A 23,249-nucleotide genomic window follows, 5' to 3' on the forward strand; every position below is an offset into this window, starting at 1 on the left:
GCTGTGGGGACCGGGGCGTGCGGGAGCGTTGTTCTCAGCGTTTCACGGTCGATCTGTGCGCAGTGGCTCAGTAGTAGTAAAAGCCCCACCTTTGCTGCGGAGAGGTGGGGACGTACGTCCAGAGTGTGAGGTAGACGCCGTTCGCCATCTGGTCCCCCCTGGGGGTCAGGGCCTTTCCGGAGTAGTAGTTCGCAATCCACCCGGTTGGGTCATAGCCGAACTGCTGGGACTTCGATCCGGGGACGCACGTCCACAGGGTGAGAACTGCCCCGTCGGTGTTGTATGCGTCTCCTTGGGGAGTCATGCACTTTCCGCTCGCATCGTTGACGAGCTGGTTGCCCTGCCAGTGCCACATCTGGGGAGCGGCACCAGGGACGCACTGCCACAGTGTGACAATGGCTCCATTTTCCGTGCTGTTGCCCAGCGGAGTGGCACAGTAGGCGGTAGAACTTGCGCTGGTGTTCGCCAGGTAAAGAGGAGTGGCGCTGTGCGCTGGTCCTGCAGGGGCAAGTACGGCCAGGCCGGCCGCAGTCACGATGGCCGCCAGTATACGTCGCATGTCTCTCTCATCCGTCGATGAAAAGCGTGGCCTGCGAAGAGCTGGGATCGATTCGCCGAATTCCACACGACACTTGGGGGGAATCGATCACCCCCCGTGCCGTCCCAGCCTTTTTGCGCATTCGACTGTCGATGACGGTAGTAGTCGGACCCGGGCCTGCGCAGTGCAAAACGAGACATCTCGAGCGAGGTGATTTTCTCGCTTGTGCGCCGCTTCTTGGCACATGCGCGCTTTGTCGCAAATAGCCGCATGGCAAAAATGGGGCGTCACCGACCCGGCGAACTTGTGCGGTCGGAGCACTGGCCGCCGGCCGTACGCCCGCCGGAGCGGCGCCGCTCACCAGGCCCAGCGCGGCGGGGCCGCGTTGCGCAGCAGGGCGACCAACTGCCGTCGCAGCGCGCGGTCCTCGTCGGTCTCGGTCGCGAGGTCGAGTTGCACGATGTCGACGCCGGCGGCGCGCAGCAGGTGGATGCGGGCGGCGACGGTCGCGGGCGAGCCGGTGTACGCGGCGGCCAGGTTGCGGCGGATGTAGGAGGCGATCTGGTCGGGGCCGGTCAGGCCCCGCTCGCGGTCGCGGTCGAGGGCGACGGCGTCGAGGTGGCGCGCGTACTCGGGGCCGGTGGCGAGCTGGATCGCGTCCCGGCGCAGCCGTCGCAGGCGCTGCTGGGCCTCGCCGTCGGTGCCGACGAGCACCACGGTGACGTGCCGCCAGATCCGCAGGGTGCGGCCGTGCCGGGCGGCGGCGGCGCGGGCCTCGGCGGTGCGCCGGCGGGTGTCGGGCAGCGGCAGCGGCGGGACGGCGTACACCTGCGCGTACTTCGCGGCGAGTTCGACGCCCTGCGCCGACGACCCCCCGAAGGAGATCAACTCGCTGTCGGGCGACGGGCGCAGGCCCGGTCTGGCGGCGCGCAGGGTGTAGTACTCGCCGTCGTGGTCGAGGTCGCTCTCGGCGGCGAGGTAGCGGGTGAGGACCGCGAGGTACTCCTCGGCGCGCCGGTAGCGCTCCGCCTTGGGGAGGGTGTCGCCGTCGCGGGCGACGTCGGCGTCGCTGGAGCCGATGATCACGTGCGCGCTGATCCGCCCGGCCGACAGCCGGTCCAAGGTGGCGAGCGAACGGGCCGCCGTGGTGGGCGAGTTGACGCCTATGCGGTGCGCGGCGGCGATCCGCAGCCGGCTGGTGGCGGCCAGCGCCCAGCCGGCCACCAGCCAGGGGTCCGGCCAGGAGGAGGACTGCACGACGAGCGCGCTGTCGAGGCCGTCCTCCTCCAACTCCCGGGCGGCGCGCACGATGTGGGCCGGGTCGGCGGTGCGTTCGCGCGGGTCGGGCGCCCAGCGCAGGGCCTGCCGTTCGGCGGGGGTGTCGCCGAGGACGGGCGCGGCGCGGACGCCGCCGCGCAGTTCGAGCTCCATCAAGGGGTCTCCTTGTCACGGAGGCGGGCGGGCCGCCCGACTGCGGCCCGCCGCAGGACAGTCGGTCACCGGGCGGCGGGCCCGAGCCGGGCGAGGGTGTCCAGCAGCCGGGTGCGGCTGGTGAACACCTCCGGCGGCAGTGAGACGTACAGCTGGATGGCGGTGACGCCGGGCTGCTGGTAGCGCAGGATCTGTTCGCGGCACTCCTCGGGCGAGCCGCTGAGGAACAGCGCGTCGACGACCTCGTCGGGCAGTGCGCGCTGCGCGCCCTCGTGGTCGCCGTCGGCCCACCGCTTGTGCGTCTCGGCGAGCAACTCGCCGTTGCCCAGCCACTCGTGGAACTTGCGGTAGGGCTCGCGGTTGAGGATCCAGGCGAGGAACGGCCGACTGGCGCGGTGCGCGTAGGCGGTGTCCTCGGTGGGGCAGACGAACACCTTGACGACGAGTTCCTTGCCGGGCGGCTGCGGGCCGACGGCGTCGAGCACCTTCGGCAGGTCGTGGGCGCCGAGCAGGTTGGTGATCGCGCCGTCGCCTTCGTTGAAGCCCAGGCGCAGCATGCCGGGCCGCAGCGCGCCGAGGATGACCTTGACGGGGTCGGCGGGCGGGTGCGGCAGGCGGTAGCCGGTGATGGAGAAGGTGTCGAAGTCGCCCGCCACGTGCTCGCCGCGCAGCGCGGCGGTGAGGAAGCGCAGCACGTCGCGGGTGCGCTTGAACGGCTCGTCGAACGGGATGCCGTTGATGTCGGTGACGTGCGCGGGCACCGACGCGCCGATGCCCAACAGCACGCGCCCGGGGGCGAGTTGGGCGAGTGTCGCGGCGGTCTGGGCGAGCACGGCGGGCCCCCGGGTGTGGACGGGGACGATGCCGGTGGCGATCCGCAGGTGCGGCGACCAGGCGGCGGTGGCGGCGAGCGGGGTGAACGCGTCGGTGCCGCCGCCCTCCGCGCTCCACACGTCGCCGTAGCCGAGCTCGGGCAGCCGCTCCACCAGGAAGCGGTGGCGGTCGATGGTCAGGCCCGGCAGCGGAAGGGTGATGCCCCAGGCGGGCGGTGGCTGGTGAAGCGTCATGAACTCGCTCTTCCGTAAAGGGATCTGATGACTCGTCAGTTGCCGACGCGGACGGTGGTGAGGTCGAGGAACCAGGACTGCGGCTGGACGAGTCCGTGGACGGTGGGCGCGAGGGCGCGCGGGTTGCGGTCGTTGACCACGAACAGCCACGGCGCGTCCTCGGTGACCACGTGCAGCGCGGTGCGGTAGTCGGCCTGCCGGGCCGGGACGTCGGGTTCGGCGGCGGCGGCGGCGATCAGTCCGTCGACCGCCGGCTTGGCGTAGTGCCCGGTCCAGAAGGGGCTGTTGGAGCCGAGGAACAGCGGCAGCAGGGCCTCGGACTGGAACAGCGTGGTGGACTGGGCGATGGCGTCGGAGTCGAGTGCGACCTGTCCCTTGGCCTCGGCGCCGATCAGGGTGGTCCAGTCGGTGGTGCGGATCTCCACCTTGATGCCGACGGCGGCGAGGTCGCGCTGGAGCGCTTCGGCGATCGGGACGGGCAGCAGGTTGCCGGAGCCGCCGGTGGGCACCGTCACGGAGGTGCCGAATCCGTTCGGGTAGCCGGCGTCGGCGAGCAACTGCCGTGCCTTGGACGGGTCGTGGGAGTAGCGGTCGCCGGCCGGGTCGTAGGCGGCGGTGGCGCGCGGTGCGGCCTGGTAGGCCGGGTCGGCGGTGCCGTGCAGCAGTTTGTCGGCGATGGCCTGCCGGTCGATGGCGTAGTTGGCGGCCTGCCGGACCCGCACGTCCGCCCACGGCCCCTTCGCGGTGTCGAGGATCCAGTACCAGAGGTGGTCGTAGCTGTTGGTGAGGATCTGCGCGCCGGAGGCCTTGAGGCTGTCCAGGTCGTCGGGGTTGGGGTACTCGATCCAGTTGACGCCGCCGGAGCGCAGCGCGGCGGTGCGGGCCGCCGGGTCGGGCAGCGCCTTGACGATCAGCCGGTCGAGCTTGGGTGCGCCGCGCCAGTAGGTGCGGTTGGCGGCGAGTTCGACCTGCTGGCCCTCGGTCTGCGAGACGAACCCGAACGGGCCGGTGCCGACCGGGTGTTGGGCGAAGTTCGCGCTGCCGGTCCTGCGGACGGCGGTGGGGCTGGCGATGAGCACGTGCGCGAGGTCTTCGGGGAAGTGCCCGTTGGGTGCGGTGGTGACGAGTTCGATGTGGGTGTCGTCGGTCTTGCGGTAGGAGGCGATGTCGCCGGCGTACTCCTTGGCGGCCGCGCCGAGCGCGTCGGTGTACTCGGGGCTGGACTTGTCCAGGTAGCGGTGCAGGTTGAACAGCACGGCGTCGGCGTCGAACGGCGTGCCGTCCTGGAAGGTGACGCCCTGGCGGAGGGTGAACGTCCAGGTCAGCCTGTCCGGCGCGACCTGCCAGGACTCGGCGAGCGCGCCCGTCACCTGGGGCGGCCGGTCGGTGTGCTCCAGCAGCTCGTAGCGGGTGAGCCCTTCGTAGATCTGGAAGCTCAGCAGGCGCTTGCCCTCGTACCCGGCGCCGCCGATCACGGTGTCCAGGTTCGGCAGCTTCCCGGTCGCCCCGATCACCAGCGTGCCGCCCGCGGCGCCGTCTCCGCCGCCGGCGGTCGCGGTGGTGCAGGCTGCGGTCGTCAGCAGGACGGCGGCCGACAGCGCGGCGGCTCCGAGACGGGTGCGAACGTGCTTGCTCATGACGGTCCTTCGGTCGGTTCGGTGGTACGGGTGTGCGGGGCGCGCAGCTCGACGTGCGGCCCTGAGGCAGCCAACAGGGCCTGGGTGTAGGGGTGTTGGGGGTCGTTCCAGAGGGCTCGGGTGGCTCCCTGCTCGACCACCCGGCCGGCCCGCAGCACCAGGGTGCGGTCGGCGAATCCGGCCACGGCCGCCAGGTCGTGCGAGACGAACAGGTAGGCGGTGCCGGTGCGTTCGCGCAGTTCGGTGAGCAGGTCCAGCAGCCGCCGGCGGGTGTCGGGGTCGAGGGCGGAGGTCGGCTCGTCGCACACCACCAGGGCCGGTCCGGTGGCCAGCGCCCGGGCCACCGCGACGCGTTGCAGCTGCCCGCCGGACAGCTCGCGCGGCAGCCGCCGGGCCAGCTCCGGGGCGAGGCCCACCTGCCGGAACAACTCGCCGACCCGCTCGGCGCGTTGACGCCGCGGCACGCCGTGGGCGCGCAGCGCGAAGGCGACGGCCTCGCCGGCCCGCAGCGCCGGGTTCAGCGAGCCGCCGGGGTGCTGCGGCACGAACTGGAGCCGGCCGCGCACCGCCCGGTCCGCCCGTGCCCGCAACCGCGCCGGGTCGCGCCCCTCGAACGCCACCGTCCCCGCGTCCGGCCGCACCAGGCCCAGCGCGAGCCGTGCCAGCGTCGACTTCCCCGACCCGGACTCCCCCACCAGCGCGACGGCCTCCCCGGCCCGCACCCGCAGGCTCACCCCGCGCACGGCCGGGCGGCCGGACCAGCTCTTGGCGACCGCGTCCAGGCGCAGCAGCGTCGTGTCGGCGGTCATGACCGGGCTCCCGTGGCGGCGGCGGGGACGAGCAGGGTCTCGGCGGGGCCGGTGGCGGTCAGCCGGCCGCGGTCGAGCACGGCGAGGGTGCCGCCGATCCGGGCGGCGGCGGACAGGTCGTGGGTGACCAGCAGCAGGGCGAGGCCGCGCTCGGTGCGCAGCGCGGTGAACAGGTCGAGGACGCGGGCGCGCAGCAGCGCGTCCAGCGCGGTCGTCGGCTCGTCGGCGATCAGCAGCTCGGGCCCGCACGCCACCGCGAGGGCGATCGCGGCGCGCTGGCGCAGCCCGCCGGACAGCTCGTGCGGATACGCGGCGGCCGCCCGCTCCGGGTCGGGCAGCCCGGCGGCGGCGAGCACCGGCAGCGCGGCCGCGCGGGCGTCCCTGCGGCTGTCGGCCAGGCCGTGGCGGCGCAGCACCTCGGCGAGCTGGGCGCCGATCCGGCGCAGCGGGTCGAGGGTCGCGGACGGGTCCTGCGGGACGTAGCCGATCCGCCGGCCCCGGATCCGCGACAGCTCCCGCTCGGGCAGGCCCAGCAGCTCCCGCCCGCCGAGCCGCACCGACCCGCGCACGACGGCCCCCCGCCCGGGCAGCCCGAGCACCGTCCGCGCCAGCGTGGTCTTCCCGCTCCCGGACTCGCCGAGCAGCACCAGCGCCTCCCCCGCACCGAGCGCCAGGCTCACCCCGTCCACGGCCCGCACCCCGCCGGGGTGCTCGACCGTCAACGCTTCGACGGACAGCACGTTCATGCGTCGTCCTCCACGAGATCCGGGCGCGGGTGGGGGTGCGAAGCCGGGGGCGCGGGGAACTGCGCGAAGCGGGAGGCGCTCCACCGCAAAGATCGCGACGCAGGAGAATGACCTGCACTTGATCGCGACCTTGCGGACGGGCTTTGCGCTTGTCGCGCAGTTCCGCCCCCTCGCTTCGCTGGGGGTACCCCCAGCGCCCCTGTTTTCGCGCCCGCCCGCCGCTCGCCGCCCACCGCGTTGAACAGCACCGACACCCCCAGAATCACCAGCGCCGGCATCGCCGCCAGCCACGGGTGGGTGAAGATCGCCGGCCGGAGTTCGTCGAGCATCGCCCCCCACTCGGCCGTCGGCGGCGCGACCCCGAGGCCGAGGAACGAGAGACCCGCCGCGTAGACGATGGCCAGCCCGACCAGCGAGGTGGCGTACGTCAGGACCACGGGCGCCACCACGGGAAGCACCTGCCGCAGCACGAGCGTCGGCCAGGTCGCCCCGCTGACGCGCGCCGCCTCCAGGTACTCCGCCGTGCGGATGCGGCGCGTCTCGGTGAACGCGACCCGGGCCACGGCCGGGGTGAGCACCACCGACAGCGCCAGGACGGTCGAGGTGAGCCCGGGCGTGAGGAGGGAGGCGATCGCGATCGCGAGGAGCACGCCGGGGAACGCGTACAGCACGTCGAGGGTGCGCAGCAGGGCCTGTTCGGTGACGCGTCCGCCGAGGCCCGCGGCGATGCCGAGCAGCGCGCCGGCCAGCGCGGCGAAGGCGACGGGCAGGAGTCCGGCGGCCAGGGAGGGGCGGGCGGCCCAGAGCAGTCGGCTGAGCAGGTCGCGTCCTTGGCTGTCGGTGCCGAGCGGGTGGCCCGGGCTGCCGGGGTCGAGCAGGCGGTCGGCGAGGTGTCCGGCGTTCGGGTCGGCGGGGGCGAGCAGGGGTGCGGCGAGGGCCAGCAGGACGGGCAGCAGTGCGAGGACGGCCGTCACGAGGCGTCGATTTGTCGTCATGTCAGCCCCGCACCCGGGGGTCGATCGCGGCGTGCGCGGCGTCGACCAGCAGGTTGATGCCGACGAACGCGGTGCCGACGATCAGCACGCCGCCCTGGATCACCGGCAGGTCGCGGGCGGTGAGCGCGTCGTAGAGCAGGCGGCCGAGGCCGGGCCAGGCGAACAGGGTCTCCACGAAGACGACTCCCTCCAGCAGGTAGGCCAGTTGCAGGCCGCCGATGGTCAGCAGCGCGGGCGAGGCGTTGTGCGCGCAGTGCCGCAGCACCGCGGCCCGGCCCAGGCCGCGGGCGCGCAGGCCGTCGGCGAGGTCGCCGTCGAGGACGGCGGACAGCGCGGCGCGGTGGACCCGCGCCGTGAGGCCGAGCGGGACGAGGGCGGCGGCAGTCGCGGGCAGCAGCAGGTGGCGCAGCAGGTCGCCGGGCCCGCCGCCGCCGAACGCGTCCTGGGTGCCGCCGGCCGGCAGGAGCTGCCAGTGGACGGCGAACACGGCGATCAGCAGCAGCGCCACCGAGTACTGGGGGGCGGAGACGGCGAGCGTGGACGCGGCGCCGGACAGGCGCCCCCACACGCCGTCCGGGCGCAGCGCGCCGAGGGTGCCGAGCAGCACGCCGCCCGCCAGGACGAGGGCGAACGCGGCGGCGGTGAGCGTCAGGGTCTGGCCGAGGGCGGGCAGCAGCTGGGCGGTGACGGGGCGTTGGGTGGCGGTCGAGGTGCCGAGGTCGCCGGTGAGGACGTGGCCGAGCCAGTCCAGGTAGCGGACGGGCAGCGGCCGGTCGAGGCCGATCCGTTCCGCCAGGGCCTGCCGGGCCTCGGCGGGTGCGCCGGGCCCGAGGAACGCGGTGACGGGGTCGCCGGGGACGAGCGCGACGGTGGCGAACACGACGGCGCTCACCCCCAGCAGGGTGGGCACCGCGAGCAGCAGGCGGCGCAGCAGGAAGCCGGTCACGGGGCGAGGGCGGTGGGCATGGGCGGCGGGGTCCTCCGGTTCGGCGACGGGGGCAGCGGCCTCTCGGCTGCGGGCTCGGCCCGTCGGGTTGTTCAGGCCGAGGGTTGCGGACGGTGCGCGCGGGCAGCCAGCCAGGCGTTCATGCCATTACCGGTGGTCATAGGAGCGGCGGTACGGGGTACCGCGGTGGGGGCGGGGGCGGGGCGGCGGACCGTCCTTGACCGGCCCTCGGTGGCGTCCATACGATTTCCGCCATGGCTTATCGGTGGACCGACTTCACCCTGTGGGGGATCGGCGGCTCGTGGCACCGCAGGTGCTTCGACGAGACGTGTCGCCCCGCCACGGTGCGCCGCCCCCGGGCCTGACCGGCCCCGGCGGCCGCCCGTCCTCCGTCGGGATCCGCCGGGCGCTCCACCGAGTCCGCCCGCGATCCCCACGTCCCGGCCCGCCGCCTCCGAGGGGACCGATCCGCCATGCGCCACCGCCCGTACCCCGTCGCACCCTCCCACCGGGAGGTCCCGTGCCCGCGCTGACACCCACCCGGCCCGTACCGCTGGACGCCCTGCACACCGAGATCGACAACCCGCTCGATCTGCTGGCCGGCCGTCAACTCCTCACCGACACCGCGTCGCCGTGCGTCTGCGGGCACCCGCTGTGCCCGTCCGGCGGCGCCCGCCGGCCGACCGCGACCCGGATCTTCCTGATCGAACGGCACCCGGTGGTCAGCGCCGGGCTGCGCAGCGTCCTCGGGCCCGACCCGGACCTCGCGGTGGTCGGCTCCGCGACGGACGCCGCGCACGCCGTCCCCGCCGTGCACCGGGCCCGGCCCGACCTCGTCCTGCTCGGACGGGGCAGCGGCCTGGACGCCGACCTCGCCGCCGTCGCCGCACTGCGCCGGCCCGGCGGCGCGCCCGCCGCCCGGGTGGTGCTGCTGCGCCGCGCGGCCACCACCACCGAGGCCAGCCGGATCCTGGCGGCCGGCGGCAGCGGCTGCTTCCCGCTCGACCTGCCGCCCGAACGCATCCTCGACGCCGTCCACCTCGCGGCCGCCGGCGCGACGCTGTTCCTCCCCGCCCCCGCCCCCGCGCACCACCCGCAGCCCGCACCCGCGGAACGCCCGCTCGACCAGGCCGGCCTGACCGACCGCGAACGCCAGGTCCTCACCCAACTCGCCCTCGGCCACAGCAACGCCGAGATCGCCCGCCGCCTCACCCTCGCCGAAGCCACCGTCAAGAAGCACCTCACCCACGCCATGCGCAAAACCGGCCAACCCGACCGCCTCCGCGCCGCCCTCTACGCCGTCCGCCACGGCCTCACCGGCTGACGCCGGGCATCTCGTCATACCGGCCGGTCTGCGATCATCCCCGGATGCGTGACATCGACGAACTGATCACCGTGGACGACCCGGCCTGGCCCGAACTCCGGGTCGCGCTGGCGGGCGCGCCGGGCGTGCGGGTGCTGCCGCCCGACGAGCGGGAGGGGCGGCGGGGGCTGCTGCAGCTCCAGGTCACCGCCCGCTCCGCCCTGGGCGCGCTGACCCTGCACACCGGCGGCCTGCTGATCGACGACGGCTGGCTCCGGGTCCACGGCAGCGGCCTCGCCCGGGTCAACCGCTTCCCGGCCGTCTTCGACCCCGCGTGGCACCCCGGCACCGGCCCGGTCCTCGCCCACGACGTCCTCGGCGGCGTCTTCGCCCTCAACGGCCACGACCCCGCCGCCGAGGGCCGCCCCGGCCTGCCCGGCCAGGTGACGTACTTCGCCCCCGACTCCCTGGAGTGGGAGGCCCTCGACGTCGGCCACTCCCACTGGATCGCCTGGCTGCTGTCCGACCGGCCCGCGACCTTCTACGACGGCCTGCGCTGGCCCGGCTGGCGCGAGGAGGCGGCGGCCCTCGCCCCCGACCAGGGCATCTCGGTCTACCCGTTCCTTTGGTCCCAGGAGGCCCACCAGAACCTCGCCGCCACCAGCCGCAGACCCGTCCCTCTGCGCGAACTCCTCGCCCTGTCGGCCGACTTCGCCACCCAGGCCGGCCTCCCGCACCCGGGCTTCCTCGGCGACGTGTAGCGTCCGCGACCGCCGCCGGCCGGCTAGCGCGACATGCGCCGGCCGTACCTGCGCACCCGTTCCAGCAGCCCTTCGTCCCACGGGTGCGGCTCCTCGCCGGCCGTCGGCGGCTCCGCCCAGTCCACCGCGACGCCCGCCCGGTCGGCGAGCACCAGCACCGTGAAGACGAAGCCCTCCGACAGCGTCCAGATCACGGGGTGCAGGCAGCCCCGGTGCCAGGCCAGCATCGTGTTGACGAAGACCTCCAGCCGGGCCGGGTCGATCCGGCACTCGTCCATCTCCATCGGGCCGATGCCGGACGGCAGCCCGAGTTCGGCCTCGAAGACCTCCACCTGCCGCAGGAACAGCCGGGACGCGCCGTTCGACGGATTCCAGAGAGTCTCCTCCCCCAGGTCGTAGTACTGACTCACCCGCCGCCTCCCGTTCCGATGCCGGGCCAAAGGCTAGCCACCCACGCCGGCGGACACGATCAGGTCTTCCCGGCTCCCCCCGTCCACGCCCAGGAAGAACGTCCGGACGTCCGCCGCGAACGCCTCCGGCACCTCCATCGCGGCGAAGTGGCCGCCGCGTTCGAACTCCGCCCAGTGCCGGATGTCGTAGCGCCGCTCGGCCAGCGGCCGCACCGACTGGGTGATGTCGTGGGCGTACACCGCGACGCCGACCGGCACCGGGCAGGGCACGGCGCCGCGCGGGGTGTCGTGGTGCAGGCGGGCGGACGAGGCGGCGGTGGCGGTGAGCCAGTACAGGGCGACGTCGGTGAGCAGGCGGTCGTCGTCGATCGGGGTGCGCGGGTCGGTCCAGTGCGCGAACCGCTCGGCGATCCAGACCAGTTGGGCCACCGGGGAGTCGGTGAGCGCGTAGCCGATGGTCTGCGGGGTGAGGGCCTGGAGCGCCTGGTAGGGCGGCCGGTTCGCCATCAGCTGCCGGACCTTGTCGAGCCGGGCCTCGTCCTGCGCCGACAGTTCGATCGCGGCGTCCGGATCCGGTTGCGTCGGAAGGTAGTTGACGTGCACGCCGGCCACCTGCCGCGGCGCGGCGGCACCGAGCGCCAGCGAGATGCCCGCCCCGAAGTCGCCGCCCTGCGCGCCGTACCGCTGGTACCCGAGGCGGCGCATCAGCTCGGCCCAGGCGCGCGCGATCCGGGCGACGTCCCACCCGCGTTCGTGCGTCGGGCCGGAGAAGCCGTAGCCGGGGATGGACGGGATCACCAGGTGGAAGTCGCGCGACAGCGGTTCGACGACGTCGCGGAACTCCAGGAACGATCCGGGCCAGCCGTGGGTGAGGACCAGCGCGAGCGCGTCCGGCTTCGGCGAGCGGACGTGGACGAAGTGGACGTTCTGGCCGTCGATCTCGGTGGTGAACTGCGGGAGCCGATTGAGCTCGGCCTCGTGCCGGCGCCAGTCGTAGCCGGTGCGCCAGTACTCGGCGAGCTCCTTCAGGCGGGCCAGCGGGAAGCCGTAGTCCCAGCCGGCGTCGGCGAGTTCGTCGGGCCAGCGGGTGCGGGCGAGGCGGTCGGCGAGGTCGTCGAGGTCGGCCTGCGGGACGGCGATGCGGAACGGCGAGATCACGGTGTTCACTCCAGTGGGGTCCACGCACGAAACGTTAGTGCCACTAACAAAGCTAGACTGTTAGTGTCACTAACGCAACGAGTCGAGGACGCCCGTGACCCCGCCCGCCGCCGACCCCACCCCGGACCGCCTGCGCGCCGTCCCCAGCCGCCTGCTCGCCCAGGCCGCCACGGTCGCCGACCGCCTGGTCGGCGACCGCCTCGCCGCCGAGGGCGCCCGCAAGTGGCACTTCGCCGTCCTGGTCGCCCTCGCCGAGACCGGGCCCACCAGCCAGGCCGAACTCAGCCGGCGCACCGGCATCTACCGCAGCGACATGGTCGCCGTCCTCAACGAACTCGCCGCCACCGACTGCGTCCACCGCACCCCCGACCCCACCGACCGCCGCCGCAACACCATCACCCTCACCCCCGCCGGCCACCGCCGCCTCGCCCACCTCGACACCCTCGTCACCGAAGCCCAGACCGAACTCCTCACCCCCCTCACCCCCGCCCAACAACGCGACCTCACCCACCTCCTCACCCTCCTCACCACCCACCACCGCCCCACCCACCCCCCGACCCCCTGACCCCCAACGGCCCCGCCCGGGAGCCGAGCGCCGCGGATCAGCCGGTCATCGGCGGGACCCGTGCCCCGAGGGGAGAGTGACGGAGGGGCGGGCGGCCAGGAGGGCGAGGAAGTCGTCGAGGGCGGCGCGGTCGCCGGCCGGCACCAGGTGGTGCGCGAAGCCGCCCTCGGTGTCGGTGACCGTCGAACGCGGCCAGCCCAGCAGTTCGAAGCGGGCGCGCAGGTAGCTCCCGCCGGACGCCACCACCTCGGCGCCCTCCACCGTCACCTCCACCAGGACGGCGGCGCCGTCGGCGAACTCCGCGCACAGCAGCGGAATTCCGCCCATCCCGGCCAGGCGCCGCAGCGCCGCCGGGTAGCGCACCTCGCGGCCCGGGGAGACCATCACACTCGAACGAATCGTCATCCGCCCAAGCTAGGCCGTGCCCGTTCCCCCGCGCTACGACAGTTTTCCGAGCCGGGCCGCGTTCGCCTCGCGGCGGGCGAGGACGTCCGCCCGGCGGTCGGACATCTCCCGCAGGGCCGACTTGCGGTCGCGGGCGGCGAGGCGGTCGAGGTAGAGGCGGCCGTGCAGATGGTCGGTCTCGTGCTGGAGGCAGCGGGCGAAGTAGCCGTGGCCCTCGATGGTGAGCGGGCGGCCGTGCAGGTCGTACCCGTGGGCGACGGCGTGGTCGGGGCGGGCCAGCGGACGGTGCGGGCCGGGGACGGAGAGGCAGCCCTCGGATTCTTCGAGCAGGCGGCGGCGGGCGGCCGGGGTCTCGGCGAGGACGGGGTTGGCGAGGTGGCCGACGTGGCGCACGCCCCAGTCGTCGGTGATGTCCCAGATGAAGAGCTGGAGGTCGACGTCGATCTGGTTGGCGGCCAGGCCCGCGCCCTCCGCGGTGTGGTTGGTGGCGAACATGTCGTCGATCAGCCGGGCCAGCCACGGGGTGCCGAACTCGGTGACGGGCCGGCAGCGCCGGTGCAGCACCGGCTCGCCGACGACGGTGATCCGGCGCACCGCGCCGCGCGCGGTCTCGGGGGCGAGCAGCGGGTAGTCGTCCACGGGCTCGCCCTGGACGTGGACCCGGCGGTCCTGCGGGCTGTGGGTCATGCGGAGGTCTCCCTGGGCGTGCCGCCTGACGGCTTGTCATTCGGCTTGCAAAGTAGCACACTTTGCAAAGTGACCGATGAGATTCGCGAGACCGGACAGCCGCTCCCCCCGGGCGTCCGCCGACCGCTGCCCGACCACCCCGTCCGGATCGCGCTGCTCGACCTGCTGGCCGAGGCGGGCACCGTGACGTCCACCGGGGCCGCCGCGCGCCTCGGGCTCAGTTCGGGGCTGTGCTCCTTCCATCTGCGGCAGTTGGCCCGCTACGGCCTGGTGGAGGAAGTCCCGCAGGGCGGCCGCGCCCGCCCGTGGCGGCTGCGCTGGGAGACCGACGCCGCACCCGCGCCGCACCCCGTCCACGAGCCCGCCGCACCGAAGAGCGCGGCCGAACAGCCGGGCCCCGCCGAGCCGTTCACCGCCGTGCTGCACCTGACGCCCGCCGAGGCCGACGAACTCACCGGCCGGATGCGGGAGTTGATCACCCGCTACGCCGACCGCCCGGAGCGCCCGCGGGGCGCGCAGCCGTACGCCGCCGCCGCGCGGGTCGTTCCGCTGCTGCCCGGCTGAGGGCGACGGCTGCCCGGCTGAGGGCGACGAAGGTCGCCCTCGCGGGATCCGTTCGGGGCTTCTGGGGCCCGGTGGCCGCTGCCTAGCGTGACTGGCAGGACGCAGTCGCACGGGGCGGAGGGAGATCACCGGTGGGCGTCGCACCCGAGGGCAGGACCGGGCCGGACAGGGTCGCACTCCTGCCGGCCGACCAGGACCGGACGGGACCGCAGAGACCGGAAGCACCGGGCGGACCGGCGGGCACGGAATGCTCGCCGTACCGGTCGATGCCGGACGCCGAGCGCTCCGCGCTGTGGCGGCAGCGGCTGCACGAGGCCGAGGCGGGGCTGACCAGGTACCTGGTCAGCCTCGGCGACCAGCCGCAGCTCGCGGAGTGGTTCGCGCTGCAGGGCGAGATCTTCGCCGACCTGCCGGACGGCGCGGCGCCGTCCGCGCAGTGGCAGCGGCTGTTCTTCCGCGGCCAGGCGCTGATGGAGCGCTTCCTGGTGCGGCACTACGGCGAGCAGGTGCTCGCGGCGTGGGCGGCGTCCAACGCCGAGGTGCACCGCACGGTCGAGCCCGACCTCGGCCGGGGCGCGGCGGACCCGATCCACCGGATCGCCCGGCAGGCCGAACTGTACGGCTCCGACTACGAGTTCGACGACGCCCGGCCGCCGGGCCCGCAGCACGCGGCGCTGACCATCACGCACTGCGCGATCTGGGACTACCGCGAGCAGGCCCGGCGCAGCGGGGTGACGCTCACCCTGGCCTCGCCGTGCACGTACTGCACCCACGCGCTGTCCGCGAACATCCGCGCCAAGGGCTTCCGCCCGGCACACCGCCTGCGCTCCGGGCCGACCGGCCACGGCTGCCGCTGGGAGGCCAGCACCGAAGCGCCGGGAACCGAGGCGCCGGGTCCCGAGGCGCCGGGCATCGAGGAGCCCGGCGCCGACGAGCAGGTCAACGACGAGACGACGACGGGGGCGCCCTGATGTGCGGTGTGACGGGCTGGCTGGACTGGACGGACGACCTGCGGCTGCGCGCCGAGACGGTCCGCCGGATGACGCGGACGCTGTCCTGCCGGGGTCCGGACGCGGACGGCGTGTGGCTGTCGCGGCACGCGGCGCTGGGCCACACCCGCCTCGCGGTGATCGACCTGGACGGCGGCGTGCAGCCGTTCACGGACGGCGAGGACACCCGGGCGGTGCTGGCGTACAACGGCGAGCTGTACAACCACCGTGAGCTGCGGGCCGAGTTGGAGTCGCACGGGCACGTGTTCCGGACCCGGTCGGACACCGAGGTGGTGCTCCGCGCGCACCTCCAGTGGGGGCACCGCGCGCCGTCCCGGTTCAACGGGATCTTCGGCTACGCGCTGTGGGACACCCGGCGTCAGGAACTCCTGCTGGTGCGCGACCACTTGGGCATCAAGCCGCTGTACTGGCACCGGCACGCCGACGGCGTGCTGTTCGGCTCCGAGCCGAAGGCGGTGCTGGCGAACCCGCTGCTGCGGCCCGAGTTGGACGCGTCGGGCATCGCCGAGCTGTTCGCGCTGCCGGCCGCGCCGAGCCCCGGGCACGGGCTGTTCCGGGGCCTGCGCGAAGTCCGGCCCGGGCACCTGGTGCTGGCGACCCGGCACGCGGTGCGCGAACTCCCGTACTGGCGGCTGGAGTCGGCCCCGCACCCGGACGACGCGCCGACCACCCGGGCCACCGTGCGGGCGCTGCTCGCGGACGCGGTGGAGCGGCAGTTGGTCAGCGACGTGCCGCTGTGCACGCTGCTGTCCGGCGGCGTCGACTCCTCGGCGATCACCGCGCTGGCCGCGCAGGCCCGCGAGCGCAGCGGCCAGGGCAAGATCACCAGCTTCTCGGTGGACTTCCCGGGCAGTGCCGACCGCGCGCCCGACGCCTGGCGGACCGGGCAGGACGCCCCGTTCGTGCGGGCCGCCGCCGAGCACATCGGCACCGTGCACACCAGCGTGCTGATCCCCGACGACGACCTGCTGGACGCCCGCGACGCGGTGCTGCGGGCCCGCGACCGGCCGGGCTGGGGCGAGATGGACGCCTCGCTGCACCTGCTGTTCCGCGAGGTGCGCCGGCGCTCCACGGTCGCGCTGTCCGGCGAGGCCGCGGACGAGGTGTTCGGCGGCTACCCGTACTTCCACGACGCCCCGGCGCTCGCCTCCGGCACCTTCCCCTGGCTGCACGGCCGCACCACCCCGGCCGCGCTGCTGCGCCCGGAGGTGCGCGCCGAGGTCCGGCCCGCCGAGTACACCGAGGCCGCGTACCGCAGCGCCCTGGCCTCGGTGCCCCGGCTGGACGGGGAGGAGGCGGCGGCGGCGAAGGTGCGGGAGACCTTCCACCTGGCGCTGACCCGCTGGCTGCCGCCGCTGCTGGACCGGGTGGACCGGGTGTCGATGTCGGTCGGCCTGGAGGTGCGGGTGCCGTTCTGCGACCACCGGCTGGTGGAGTACCTGTGGAACGTGCCGTGGGAGGTGAAGTCCCCCGGCGGCCGGGCCAAGGGGCTGCTGCGGGACGCGGTGCGCGACCTGCTGCCGCCGCAGGTCGCCGACCGGCCGAAGTCCGGCTACCCGTCCACCCCGGCGGTGCGCTACACCGAGGTGCTGACCGCCCGCGCCCAGGAGCTGCTGGCCGACCCGGCCGCGCCGGTGTTCGACCTGGTGGACCGGGAGCTGGTGCGCCGCCACCTCGCCGAGGGCCGCCCGCTGCCCGGTCCGCGCACCGCGCCGAACCCGGTCGGCGGCCTGGACCACCTGGTGCAGGTCGACGAGTGGCTGCGCGCCTACCGGGTGGGTCTGCGGTGAGCGCGCCGGCCCACCAGGCGCTCACGGCGGGCGCGTTCCGCTCGGCCGCCCGGCACTGGCCCACCGGGGTCGCCGTGCTGACCGCCCACTGGGCGGGCGTGGAGTACGCGAAGACCGTCTCCTCGTTCAGCACCCTCTCGCTCGACCCGCTGCTGATCGGCGTCGCGGTCTCCCACCGCAGCCCGCTGACGGCGGCGGTGCACGCGGCGGGACGCTTCGCCGTCGCGGTGCTGGACGAGCAACAGGACGCGCTGGCACGGCGGTTCGCGACGCCGGGCGCGGGCCGGGCGGTGGGCGGCTTCGCGGACCTGCCGCGGCAGGACGCCCCGGCCGGCGCGCTGGTGCCGGCCGGCGCGGCGGCCTGGTTCGACGCCGTCCTGCACGCCGAACTGCCGGTCGGCGACCACCTGTTGCTGGTCGGCGAGGCCGTCGCGGTCGGCGAGGGCCCGGGCCGGCCGCTGCTGCACCACGCCGGCCGCTACCGGCGGCTCGGACCGGAAACGTCAACCACCCATCCCCGGCGAGGAGTCGGCGCATGACCCTGCTGTCCCGAAAGCCCCGCGGCCTGCTCACCGGCGCCCGCTACCTGGCCGAGCTCGACGACGGCCGCGAGCTGTACCTGGACGGGCGGCGGATCGCCAACCCGGCCGAGCACCCCGCGTTCCGGCCCGCCGCCGAGGAGCTCGGCCGCCTGCTCGACCTCCAGCACGAGCCCGAGCACGCCGAGTTGCTCACCTACAAGGACCCGGACACCGGCCTGCGGCTGGCCCGCGCCTACCAACCGCCCACCAGCCTGGAGGAGTTGCGCGTCCAGCGGCGCAGCGCCGAGTTCTGGCACGCCGAGGCGCTCGGCCAGCAGGGCCGCTCCCCGGCGTTCATGGCGTCGATCGCCCTCGGCGTGCACGACTTCCGCCACCAGCTGGCCGCGTCCGACCCCCGGTTCGGGGCCAACGCCGAGGCCTGGTACCGGCATTGCGCGCACAACGACCTGGTGCTGTCGCACGCCCTGGGCGACCCGCAGATCGACCGGTCGGCGAACCCGCTGGACGATCCGGACCTGGCGCTGCGGGTGCTGGCGGAGAACGAGCGCGGCATCGTGGTGCGCGGCGCGAAGCAGCTCACCACGCTGGCGCCGCTCGCCCACGAGGTGCTGGTGTACCTGTCCGCGTCGTTCACCCAGGGCCGGGCCGAGCAGTTCGTGGTGTGGTTCGCGCTGCCGCTGAACACCCCCGGCCTGATCACGCTGGCCCGCGAGCCGCTCGGCACCGCTCCGTGGGGGCACGGCCACCCGCTCGGCGCCCGCTACGACGAGCAGGACGCGATGCTGTTCTTCGACGACGTCCTGGTGCCGTGGGACCGGGTGTTCCTGCTGCGCGACGCCGACCTGGCCCGCCGCGGCCTGGGCCGGATCAACGCCTGGAGCGCGTACGTCGGCCACATCCGCTACCGGGAGCGGCTGCGCACCCTGCTGGCCACCGCCACGCTGCTCGCCGAGTCGATCGGCGTCGGCCAGTTTCGCAACATCCAGGAGGACCTGGGCCGGCTCGCCGGGTACGCCGAGCTCACCGAGTACTTCCTGGACGCGGCGGAGAACCGCGGCGCCCTCACCGACGCGGGCCTGTTCGCGCCCGGCGACACCTTCGCCTCCCGGGTGTGGTCCGCCGAGGTGGCCGGGCAGGCCGTCGAGATCGTCCGGAAGATCGGCGCGTCCGGCCTGCTGATGCAGCCCTCCCCCGGCGACCTCGCCAACCCGCGGCTGCGCCCGCACCTGGACCGGTACATGCGCGGCCGGGAGACCGGCGTCGAGCTCAAGTCCCGCCTGTTCCGGCTGGCCTGGGAGCTCACCGGGGACGGCTTCGGCCAGCGCCAGGACCTGTACGAGTACGTGCACCGCGGCGATCTCGCCCGCAACCGCATCACCGTCTTCCACCGCTACGACCAGTCCGCGACCAGGGCCCGGCTGCTGGCCCTGCTCGACCCCGCCACTGACCAGGAGGCCCGCGCGTGAGCCCGTCCGCCGTCGAGATCCAGGCCCGTACCCTCGCCGGCTACGCCGACGCCAGCCGGCTGCGCCAAGTCCACGACCGCGACTGGGTGTTGGACCGCGTCACCGGCGCACCCGAGACGCTGGTCGACCTGGGCAGCGGCATCGGCCAGCTGCTCGGGGCCGCCCTGGACCGCTTCCCTTCGCTGCGCCTGGCGGTCGGCCTGGAGCGCTCCGAGCACCGGATCACCGAAGCCGCCGAGCGCCTGGCCCCGTACGGCGGGCGCGTCGTCCTGCACACCGCGGACCTCACCGCGCCCGCGCGACTCCCGTACCGCGCCGAGGTGATCACCCAGACCTCGGTGCTGCACTGGCTGTACCCGGACGAGGACCGGATCTTCGCCTGGGTCGCCGAGCACCTCGCCCCCGGCGGGCGCTTCCTGCTCACCACCTACCACCCGGCCCGGGACGCCGACGGCCTCGGCGGCGAGGACGAGCTGGTCCGCGAGGCGCTCACGGCGCTCGGCACCCCGGCCGCCGAGGTGCCCGCGCTGCTCGCCGCGCACGGCGTCCTGCCGATCGCCACCCGCACCCGCACCGTCGACGACCTGCTCGCCGTCCTCGACCCGCACCTGCGGGTGGCCGGCCACGCCGAGCGGGACGCGGTGGTGACCGTCGAGTCGGCCGAGCAGTACGAGCACTTCCACGCGGCGACCTTCGGCGACTACTACGCGCGGGTGCTGCCCGGCGAGCGGCGCGCCGACTTCTACCGGGCCGTCGGCGCGGCCGCCCGGCGGCGCCAGGACGAACTCGGACATGTCAGCCGGATGCCGGTGCGGCTCTGGGAGTTGACGGCACATGAGGAGTTTGTTGCAGGAACCGGAATCGGTCCGCGGCGCGCCTAACCTGGGTGCGCGACGACCCGGAACCACCCGCGAGGAGCCAGCGTGTCCACCCCCGCCGTCAGTCAGGAGCTCGGCGCCTTCCTGCGCGCCCACCGCGAACGCCTTCAGCCCGCCGACGTCGGACTCACCTCCACGGCGCGGCGGCGCACCCCCGGGCTGCGCCGCGAGGAGGTCGCCTCGCTCTCCGGCGTCGGCCTGGCCTGGTACACCTGGCTCGAACAGGGCCGCGTCAGCGCCTCCCGGCAGGTTCTGGAGGCGGTGGCGCGGGCCCTGCGGCTGGACGCGGCGGGGCTGCGGCACGCGATGCGGCTGGCCGGCTACCACGAGCCGGTCCCCGCGTCCCGCACCGCCGCCGGGCGGCTGGCCGACGCGGTGCGGCCGGTGCTCGACTCGTGGCCGGCCAGCCCCGCCGTGCTGCTCGACCGGCACTTCGACCTGCTGGCCTGGAACGCGGCGTGGACGGCCCTGTGGGGTTCCCCCGAGGCCGTCCCCGCCGACCGGCGCAACCTGATGTGGCTGATGGCCGTCGACCGCCGGCTGCGCGGCGTGCTGCGCGACTGGGAGCCGCTCGCGATGAACGTCTTCCAGCACTTCCGCGCCCAGGCCGGCCCGGCGCGGGCCGACGCCCGCACCGACGAGCTCTACCGCCGGCTCGAAGCCGACGCCCCCGACCTGCGGCACTGGTGGGGCTGCCACACCGTCGCCGAGCTGACCGCCCGGCAGGTCGTCGCCGAGCCGCCGGCGCTCGGCCCGGTGCGCCTGACGCTCAGCTCGTTCCACCCGGTCGACGACCCGTCGGCGCTGGTGCTGCTCTTCACCCCGAACACGGCCACCGACCTGGCCCGGATGACGCGGCTGGTCGACGCGGGCGCGACCGTCCTCACCGAATGCTCCCCAGCGCGGCGATGAGCGCCAGCACCACGCCGACGATCAGCGACCCGTGCCCGACGTTCCCGAACGCGCCCACCGCCCACGCGCCGACGCCGGTGCCCGCGTACATGGTGGAGGTCAGCCAGGCGCTGGAGGTGGCGCGGTGCGCGGGGGCGACGGTGCCCGCCAGGGTCTGCTGGTCGGTGACGAAGGCGCCGGAGGCCGTGAACCACAGCAGCACGCCGAGCAGCGACAGCACCAGCCCGGGCCCGGCCACCGCGAGGGCGATGCCGGCGGCCAGCAGCACCGACCACACCGGCAGCAGCGGCAGCGTGCGGCCCGCCGCGCGGGCCTTGTCGCCGAGCCGCCCGCCGAGCAGCGAGCCGGCCGCGCTGCCCGCGCCGACCAGCACGCCGATCAGGCCGAGGGCCTGCACGGACAGGTCGAACCGGTCGCCGAGGACCGCGCCGAGGAAGGTGTACGCGCCCAGGTTGGCCGCGTTGAAGGCGGTGTTCACCAGCAGCGCGCGGCGCAGCGCGGGATCCCGCCAGGCCGCCAGCACGGCGAGCGCCGAACTGCCGGCCGCCGGGGCGGCGGGCCGGGGCGCGACCTGCCGCAGCAGCAGCGGCACGGCGGCGGCCGTGCCGGCGGTGAGCGCCCAGAACGCGGCCCGCCAGCCCGCCGCGCCGGCCAGCAGCGCGCCGAGCGGGACGCCGACGACCTGGCCGGTGGAGAACAGCGCCATGCCGAGGCCGAGCGCCCGGCCGCGCACCGCGTCCGGGGCGGTCTCCGCGATGTGCGCCCAGATCGCCGGCCCGGCGGCCGCGGCGGCGAGCCCGGCGAGGGCGCGCGAGAGCACCAGCAGGGTCAGGTCGGTGGAGAGCGCGGCGGCGGCGTTGGACAGCACGAACAGCACGGTGCCCGCGAGCAGCGTGCGGCGCCGTCCGAACCGGTCGCTGAGCTGGCCGAGGAACGGCGCGAACACCGCGTACACCAGCACGTACGCGGTGACGGTGGACGCGGCGGCGGCCTCGCTCACCTCGATCGAGCCGGCGATGGTCGGCAGCAGCGGGGAGACCAGGAAGGTCTCGGTGCCGAACAGGAACAGCAGGGCGAGCACCCCGGCGTAGCGCCGTCGCCGGAACACCTCGTCCGCCGGTGTCTGTGCTTGCGTCAGGGCACGATCGGACACGTCGCTCACAGCGACCACCACCTCGTCGGGGGTGCGCGGCGCGTCCTCGGACCACGGACGCCGTCGGCCGCGCGCAGGGGACACAGGCCCGATGCGGCCATCCTGGGCAACCGCCCGGGCGGCAACCAGGCAGGCGTTCGTCCTGTGACCGCCACTCACACGCTGCGGAGTGTCAGCGCGTGTGGAGGCCGGGCCGGGGGGATAGAAGGGCGGCATGCGTGTTGTTCCGGAGTCGGTGGCGGCGGTGGTGCGCCGGGGTGCCAGGGATCCGTTCGTGGTGCAGACCGTGCGGGCCACGGTGGCCGCGACGCTGGCGTACGTGGTGGCGACCTGGCTGAGCCGGGAGCCGGTGCCGTTGACGGCGCCGCTGACGGCGCTGCTGGTGGTCCAGGTGACGGTGTACTCGACGCTGAAGACCAGTGTGCGGCGGGTCAATTCGGTGGTGGTCGGGGTGCTGATCGCGATCGGCTTCTCGACGGTGGTGGGGCTGTCCTGGTGGAGCCTGGGGCTGATCATCCTGGCGTCGCTGACCGTGGGCCGGTTCGTGCGGGTGGACGAGTTCGTCCAGGAGGTGGCGATCAGCGCGATGCTGATCCTGGGCGTCTCGCAGGTCACCACGCAGGCCTGGGACCGCGTCCTGGAGACACTGATCGGTGCGACGGTCGGACTGTTGTTCAATCTGCTCTTCGCACCGCCGGTGTGGGTGGACACCGCCGGCGAGAAGATCGAGGACCTCGCCCGCCGGGCCCGGCACCTGCTCCTCGACCTCTCCGAGGAACTCGGCCGCCCGGTGCCAGTGGCCCGCGCCGCCGAGCGCCTGCACGAGGCCCGCCGGCTCGACCAGGCGATCGCCGAGGTGGACGGCGCGCTGCGGCAGGCCGAGGACAGCCTGCGGCTCAACCCCCGGATCAGCGAAGGCCTGCTGTCCCGGCTGATACTGCGCACCGGCCTGGACACCCTGGAGATCTGCGTGGTCGTCATCCGGGTGATCGCCCGCTCCCTCACCGACCTCGCCAAACGCCGCACCGCCGACGAGCAGCTGTTCCCCCCGCAGGTCGCGGTCGCCCTGGAGGAGCTCTTCGCGCACATCGGCGGGGCCCTGGTGAGCTTCGCCGTCCTGGTCACCACCCAGGTCAGCCGCAACGCGGAAGAAGCCGAACAGCGCCTGACCTCCGAACTCGCCGCCGCCTGGACCTGCCGCGAGAACGTCGCCCACCTCCTGCTGCGCCGCGTCCAGGCCGACCCCGAAGCCTGGCAGCTGCACGGCTCGCTCCTCGCCGAGGTCGACCGCATCCTCGACGAACTCGACCTCGAACACCGCACCCGCCGCCTGATGGAGGAACTCGACCGCGCCTCCCTCGCCAACCGCACCCGCTTCTCCCGCTTCGCCACCCTCCGCCACCTCGCCCGCGGCGACCGCCTCCGCCCCCGCCCGCGCAGGAAGCGCCGGGCGGCCTGACGTCGACTGCGGGCGGA

At 74.6% G+C, this 23,249-nt stretch carries 24 protein-coding genes; 11 read left to right on the forward strand and 13 right to left on the reverse strand.

The genetic code is table 11. The features are described from left to right. Positions 1 to 67 precede the first annotated feature (67 nt). The 8 genes from ACWEMJ_RS27305 to ACWEMJ_RS27340 all read right to left on the reverse strand — a co-directional run bounded on the left by ACWEMJ_RS27305 (position 68) and on the right by ACWEMJ_RS27340 (position 8,169). Positions 68 to 559 carry an RICIN domain-containing protein gene (locus tag ACWEMJ_RS27305; protein WP_452139786.1) on the reverse strand — a complete coding sequence of 164 codons (492 nt, stop codon included), beginning with the start codon at positions 557 to 559 and terminating at the stop codon, positions 68 to 70. Between the two features lie 336 nt (positions 560 to 895). Beyond that, positions 896 to 1,969: an LLM class flavin-dependent oxidoreductase gene (locus tag ACWEMJ_RS27310; protein WP_452139787.1), complete on the reverse strand. Its 1,074-nt coding sequence runs from the start codon at positions 1,967 to 1,969 to the stop codon at positions 896 to 898. Between the two features lie 65 nt (positions 1,970 to 2,034). Further along, on the reverse strand, positions 2,035 to 3,036 hold the full coding sequence (locus ACWEMJ_RS27315; protein WP_452139788.1) for an LLM class F420-dependent oxidoreductase: 1,002 nt from the start codon (positions 3,034 to 3,036) through the stop codon (positions 2,035 to 2,037). A gap of 35 nt (positions 3,037 to 3,071) precedes the next feature. Further along, entirely contained in the window at positions 3,072 to 4,673 is a 1,602-nt protein-coding gene (locus tag ACWEMJ_RS27320) for an ABC transporter substrate-binding protein (protein WP_452139789.1), read from the reverse strand. After that, complete coding sequence (locus ACWEMJ_RS27325) at positions 4,670 to 5,482, reverse strand: ABC transporter ATP-binding protein (RefSeq protein WP_452139790.1); 813 nt, start codon at positions 5,480 to 5,482, stop codon at positions 4,670 to 4,672. The genes ACWEMJ_RS27320 and ACWEMJ_RS27325 overlap by 4 nt, the downstream gene beginning before the upstream one ends. After that, positions 5,479 to 6,228 carry an ATP-binding cassette domain-containing protein gene (locus ACWEMJ_RS27330; RefSeq protein ID WP_452139791.1) on the reverse strand — a complete coding sequence of 250 codons (750 nt, stop codon included), beginning with the start codon at positions 6,226 to 6,228 and terminating at the stop codon, positions 5,479 to 5,481. The genes ACWEMJ_RS27325 and ACWEMJ_RS27330 overlap by 4 nt, the downstream gene beginning before the upstream one ends. Next, positions 6,225 to 7,223 carry an ABC transporter permease gene (locus ACWEMJ_RS27335; protein ID WP_452139792.1) on the reverse strand — a complete coding sequence of 333 codons (999 nt, stop codon included), beginning with the start codon at positions 7,221 to 7,223 and terminating at the stop codon, positions 6,225 to 6,227. The genes ACWEMJ_RS27330 and ACWEMJ_RS27335 overlap by 4 nt, the downstream gene beginning before the upstream one ends. Position 7,224: 1 nt before the next feature. Then, entirely contained in the window at positions 7,225 to 8,169 is a 945-nt protein-coding gene (locus ACWEMJ_RS27340; protein WP_452139793.1) for an ABC transporter permease, read from the reverse strand. 520 nt (positions 8,170 to 8,689) lie between these two features. Here ACWEMJ_RS27340 and ACWEMJ_RS27345 point away from each other — a divergent pair. Together ACWEMJ_RS27345 and ACWEMJ_RS27350 are read left to right on the forward strand one after the other, a co-directional pair. Beyond that, positions 8,690 to 9,493: a LuxR C-terminal-related transcriptional regulator gene (locus ACWEMJ_RS27345; protein WP_452139794.1), complete on the forward strand. Its 804-nt coding sequence runs from the start codon at positions 8,690 to 8,692 to the stop codon at positions 9,491 to 9,493. Between the two features lie 44 nt (positions 9,494 to 9,537). Next, positions 9,538 to 10,233 carry a DUF2625 family protein gene (locus ACWEMJ_RS27350; RefSeq protein WP_452139795.1) on the forward strand — a complete coding sequence of 232 codons (696 nt, stop codon included), beginning with the start codon at positions 9,538 to 9,540 and terminating at the stop codon, positions 10,231 to 10,233. Positions 10,234 to 10,256: 23 nt separating this feature from the next. Here the strand turns inward: ACWEMJ_RS27350 and ACWEMJ_RS27355 are convergent, their stop codons facing one another. Beyond that, positions 10,257 to 10,643, reverse strand: coding sequence for a DUF6086 family protein (locus ACWEMJ_RS27355; RefSeq protein ID WP_452139796.1), 387 nt, complete (start codon positions 10,641 to 10,643; stop codon positions 10,257 to 10,259). Positions 10,644 to 10,676: 33 nt separating this feature from the next. Beyond that, positions 10,677 to 11,801 carry an epoxide hydrolase family protein gene (locus tag ACWEMJ_RS27360; protein ID WP_452139814.1) on the reverse strand — a complete coding sequence of 375 codons (1,125 nt, stop codon included), beginning with the start codon at positions 11,799 to 11,801 and terminating at the stop codon, positions 10,677 to 10,679. 94 nt (positions 11,802 to 11,895) lie between these two features. Between ACWEMJ_RS27360 and ACWEMJ_RS27365 the strand changes: the two genes are divergently transcribed. Next, complete coding sequence (locus ACWEMJ_RS27365; RefSeq protein WP_452139797.1) at positions 11,896 to 12,366, forward strand: MarR family winged helix-turn-helix transcriptional regulator; 471 nt, start codon at positions 11,896 to 11,898, stop codon at positions 12,364 to 12,366. A gap of 45 nt (positions 12,367 to 12,411) precedes the next feature. On the opposite strand, the gene ACWEMJ_RS27370 is transcribed toward ACWEMJ_RS27365, so the two are convergent. Together ACWEMJ_RS27370 and def are read right to left on the reverse strand one after the other, a co-directional pair. Then, positions 12,412 to 12,771 carry a hypothetical protein gene (locus ACWEMJ_RS27370; protein ID WP_452139798.1) on the reverse strand — a complete coding sequence of 120 codons (360 nt, stop codon included), beginning with the start codon at positions 12,769 to 12,771 and terminating at the stop codon, positions 12,412 to 12,414. 33 nt (positions 12,772 to 12,804) lie between these two features. Then, complete coding sequence (gene def, locus ACWEMJ_RS27375) at positions 12,805 to 13,458, reverse strand: peptide deformylase (protein ID WP_452139799.1); 654 nt, start codon at positions 13,456 to 13,458, stop codon at positions 12,805 to 12,807. A 69-nt stretch (positions 13,459 to 13,527) separates the two neighbouring features. Here def and ACWEMJ_RS27380 point away from each other — a divergent pair, with 69 nt between their 5' ends. From ACWEMJ_RS27380 to ACWEMJ_RS27410, 7 genes are all read left to right on the forward strand, one after another. Then, positions 13,528 to 14,022, forward strand: coding sequence for a winged helix-turn-helix domain-containing protein (locus ACWEMJ_RS27380; protein ID WP_452139800.1), 495 nt, complete (start codon positions 13,528 to 13,530; stop codon positions 14,020 to 14,022). A gap of 266 nt (positions 14,023 to 14,288) precedes the next feature. Next, a complete protein-coding gene (locus ACWEMJ_RS27385) occupies positions 14,289 to 14,993 on the forward strand; it encodes a hypothetical protein (RefSeq protein WP_452139801.1) in 705 nt (234 codons plus the stop codon). Continuing rightward, positions 14,993 to 16,822 (forward strand): asparagine synthase (glutamine-hydrolyzing), encoded by a 1,830-nt coding sequence (asnB, locus tag ACWEMJ_RS27390; RefSeq protein WP_452139802.1) that lies wholly within the window; start codon positions 14,993 to 14,995, stop codon positions 16,820 to 16,822. The genes ACWEMJ_RS27385 and asnB overlap by 1 nt, the downstream gene beginning before the upstream one ends. Further along, positions 16,819 to 17,361 (forward strand): flavin reductase family protein, encoded by a 543-nt coding sequence (locus tag ACWEMJ_RS27395; RefSeq protein ID WP_452139803.1) that lies wholly within the window; start codon positions 16,819 to 16,821, stop codon positions 17,359 to 17,361. The genes asnB and ACWEMJ_RS27395 overlap by 4 nt, the downstream gene beginning before the upstream one ends. After that, a complete protein-coding gene (locus ACWEMJ_RS27400) occupies positions 17,358 to 18,830 on the forward strand; it encodes a 4-hydroxyphenylacetate 3-hydroxylase N-terminal domain-containing protein (protein WP_452139804.1) in 1,473 nt (490 codons plus the stop codon). Before ACWEMJ_RS27395 ends, ACWEMJ_RS27400 begins: the two co-directional genes overlap by 4 nt. Beyond that, positions 18,827 to 19,711, forward strand: coding sequence for a class I SAM-dependent methyltransferase (locus ACWEMJ_RS27405; protein ID WP_452139805.1), 885 nt, complete (start codon positions 18,827 to 18,829; stop codon positions 19,709 to 19,711). Before ACWEMJ_RS27400 ends, ACWEMJ_RS27405 begins: the two co-directional genes overlap by 4 nt. A 42-nt stretch (positions 19,712 to 19,753) precedes the next feature. Continuing rightward, positions 19,754 to 20,620: a helix-turn-helix domain-containing protein gene (locus tag ACWEMJ_RS27410; RefSeq protein ID WP_452139806.1), complete on the forward strand. Its 867-nt coding sequence runs from the start codon at positions 19,754 to 19,756 to the stop codon at positions 20,618 to 20,620. Here ACWEMJ_RS27410 and ACWEMJ_RS27415 read toward each other — a convergent pair. Continuing rightward, entirely contained in the window at positions 20,592 to 21,773 is a 1,182-nt protein-coding gene (locus ACWEMJ_RS27415) for an MFS transporter (RefSeq protein ID WP_452139807.1), read from the reverse strand. The genes ACWEMJ_RS27410 and ACWEMJ_RS27415 overlap by 29 nt on opposite strands. A gap of 214 nt (positions 21,774 to 21,987) precedes the next feature. Here ACWEMJ_RS27415 and ACWEMJ_RS27420 point away from each other — a divergent pair, with 214 nt between their 5' ends. Beyond that, a complete protein-coding gene (locus tag ACWEMJ_RS27420) occupies positions 21,988 to 23,232 on the forward strand; it encodes an FUSC family protein (protein WP_452139808.1) in 1,245 nt (414 codons plus the stop codon). Positions 23,233 to 23,249: the final 17 nt, after the last annotated feature.

It is taken from the genome of Kitasatospora sp. NPDC004531 (assembly GCF_053602195.1).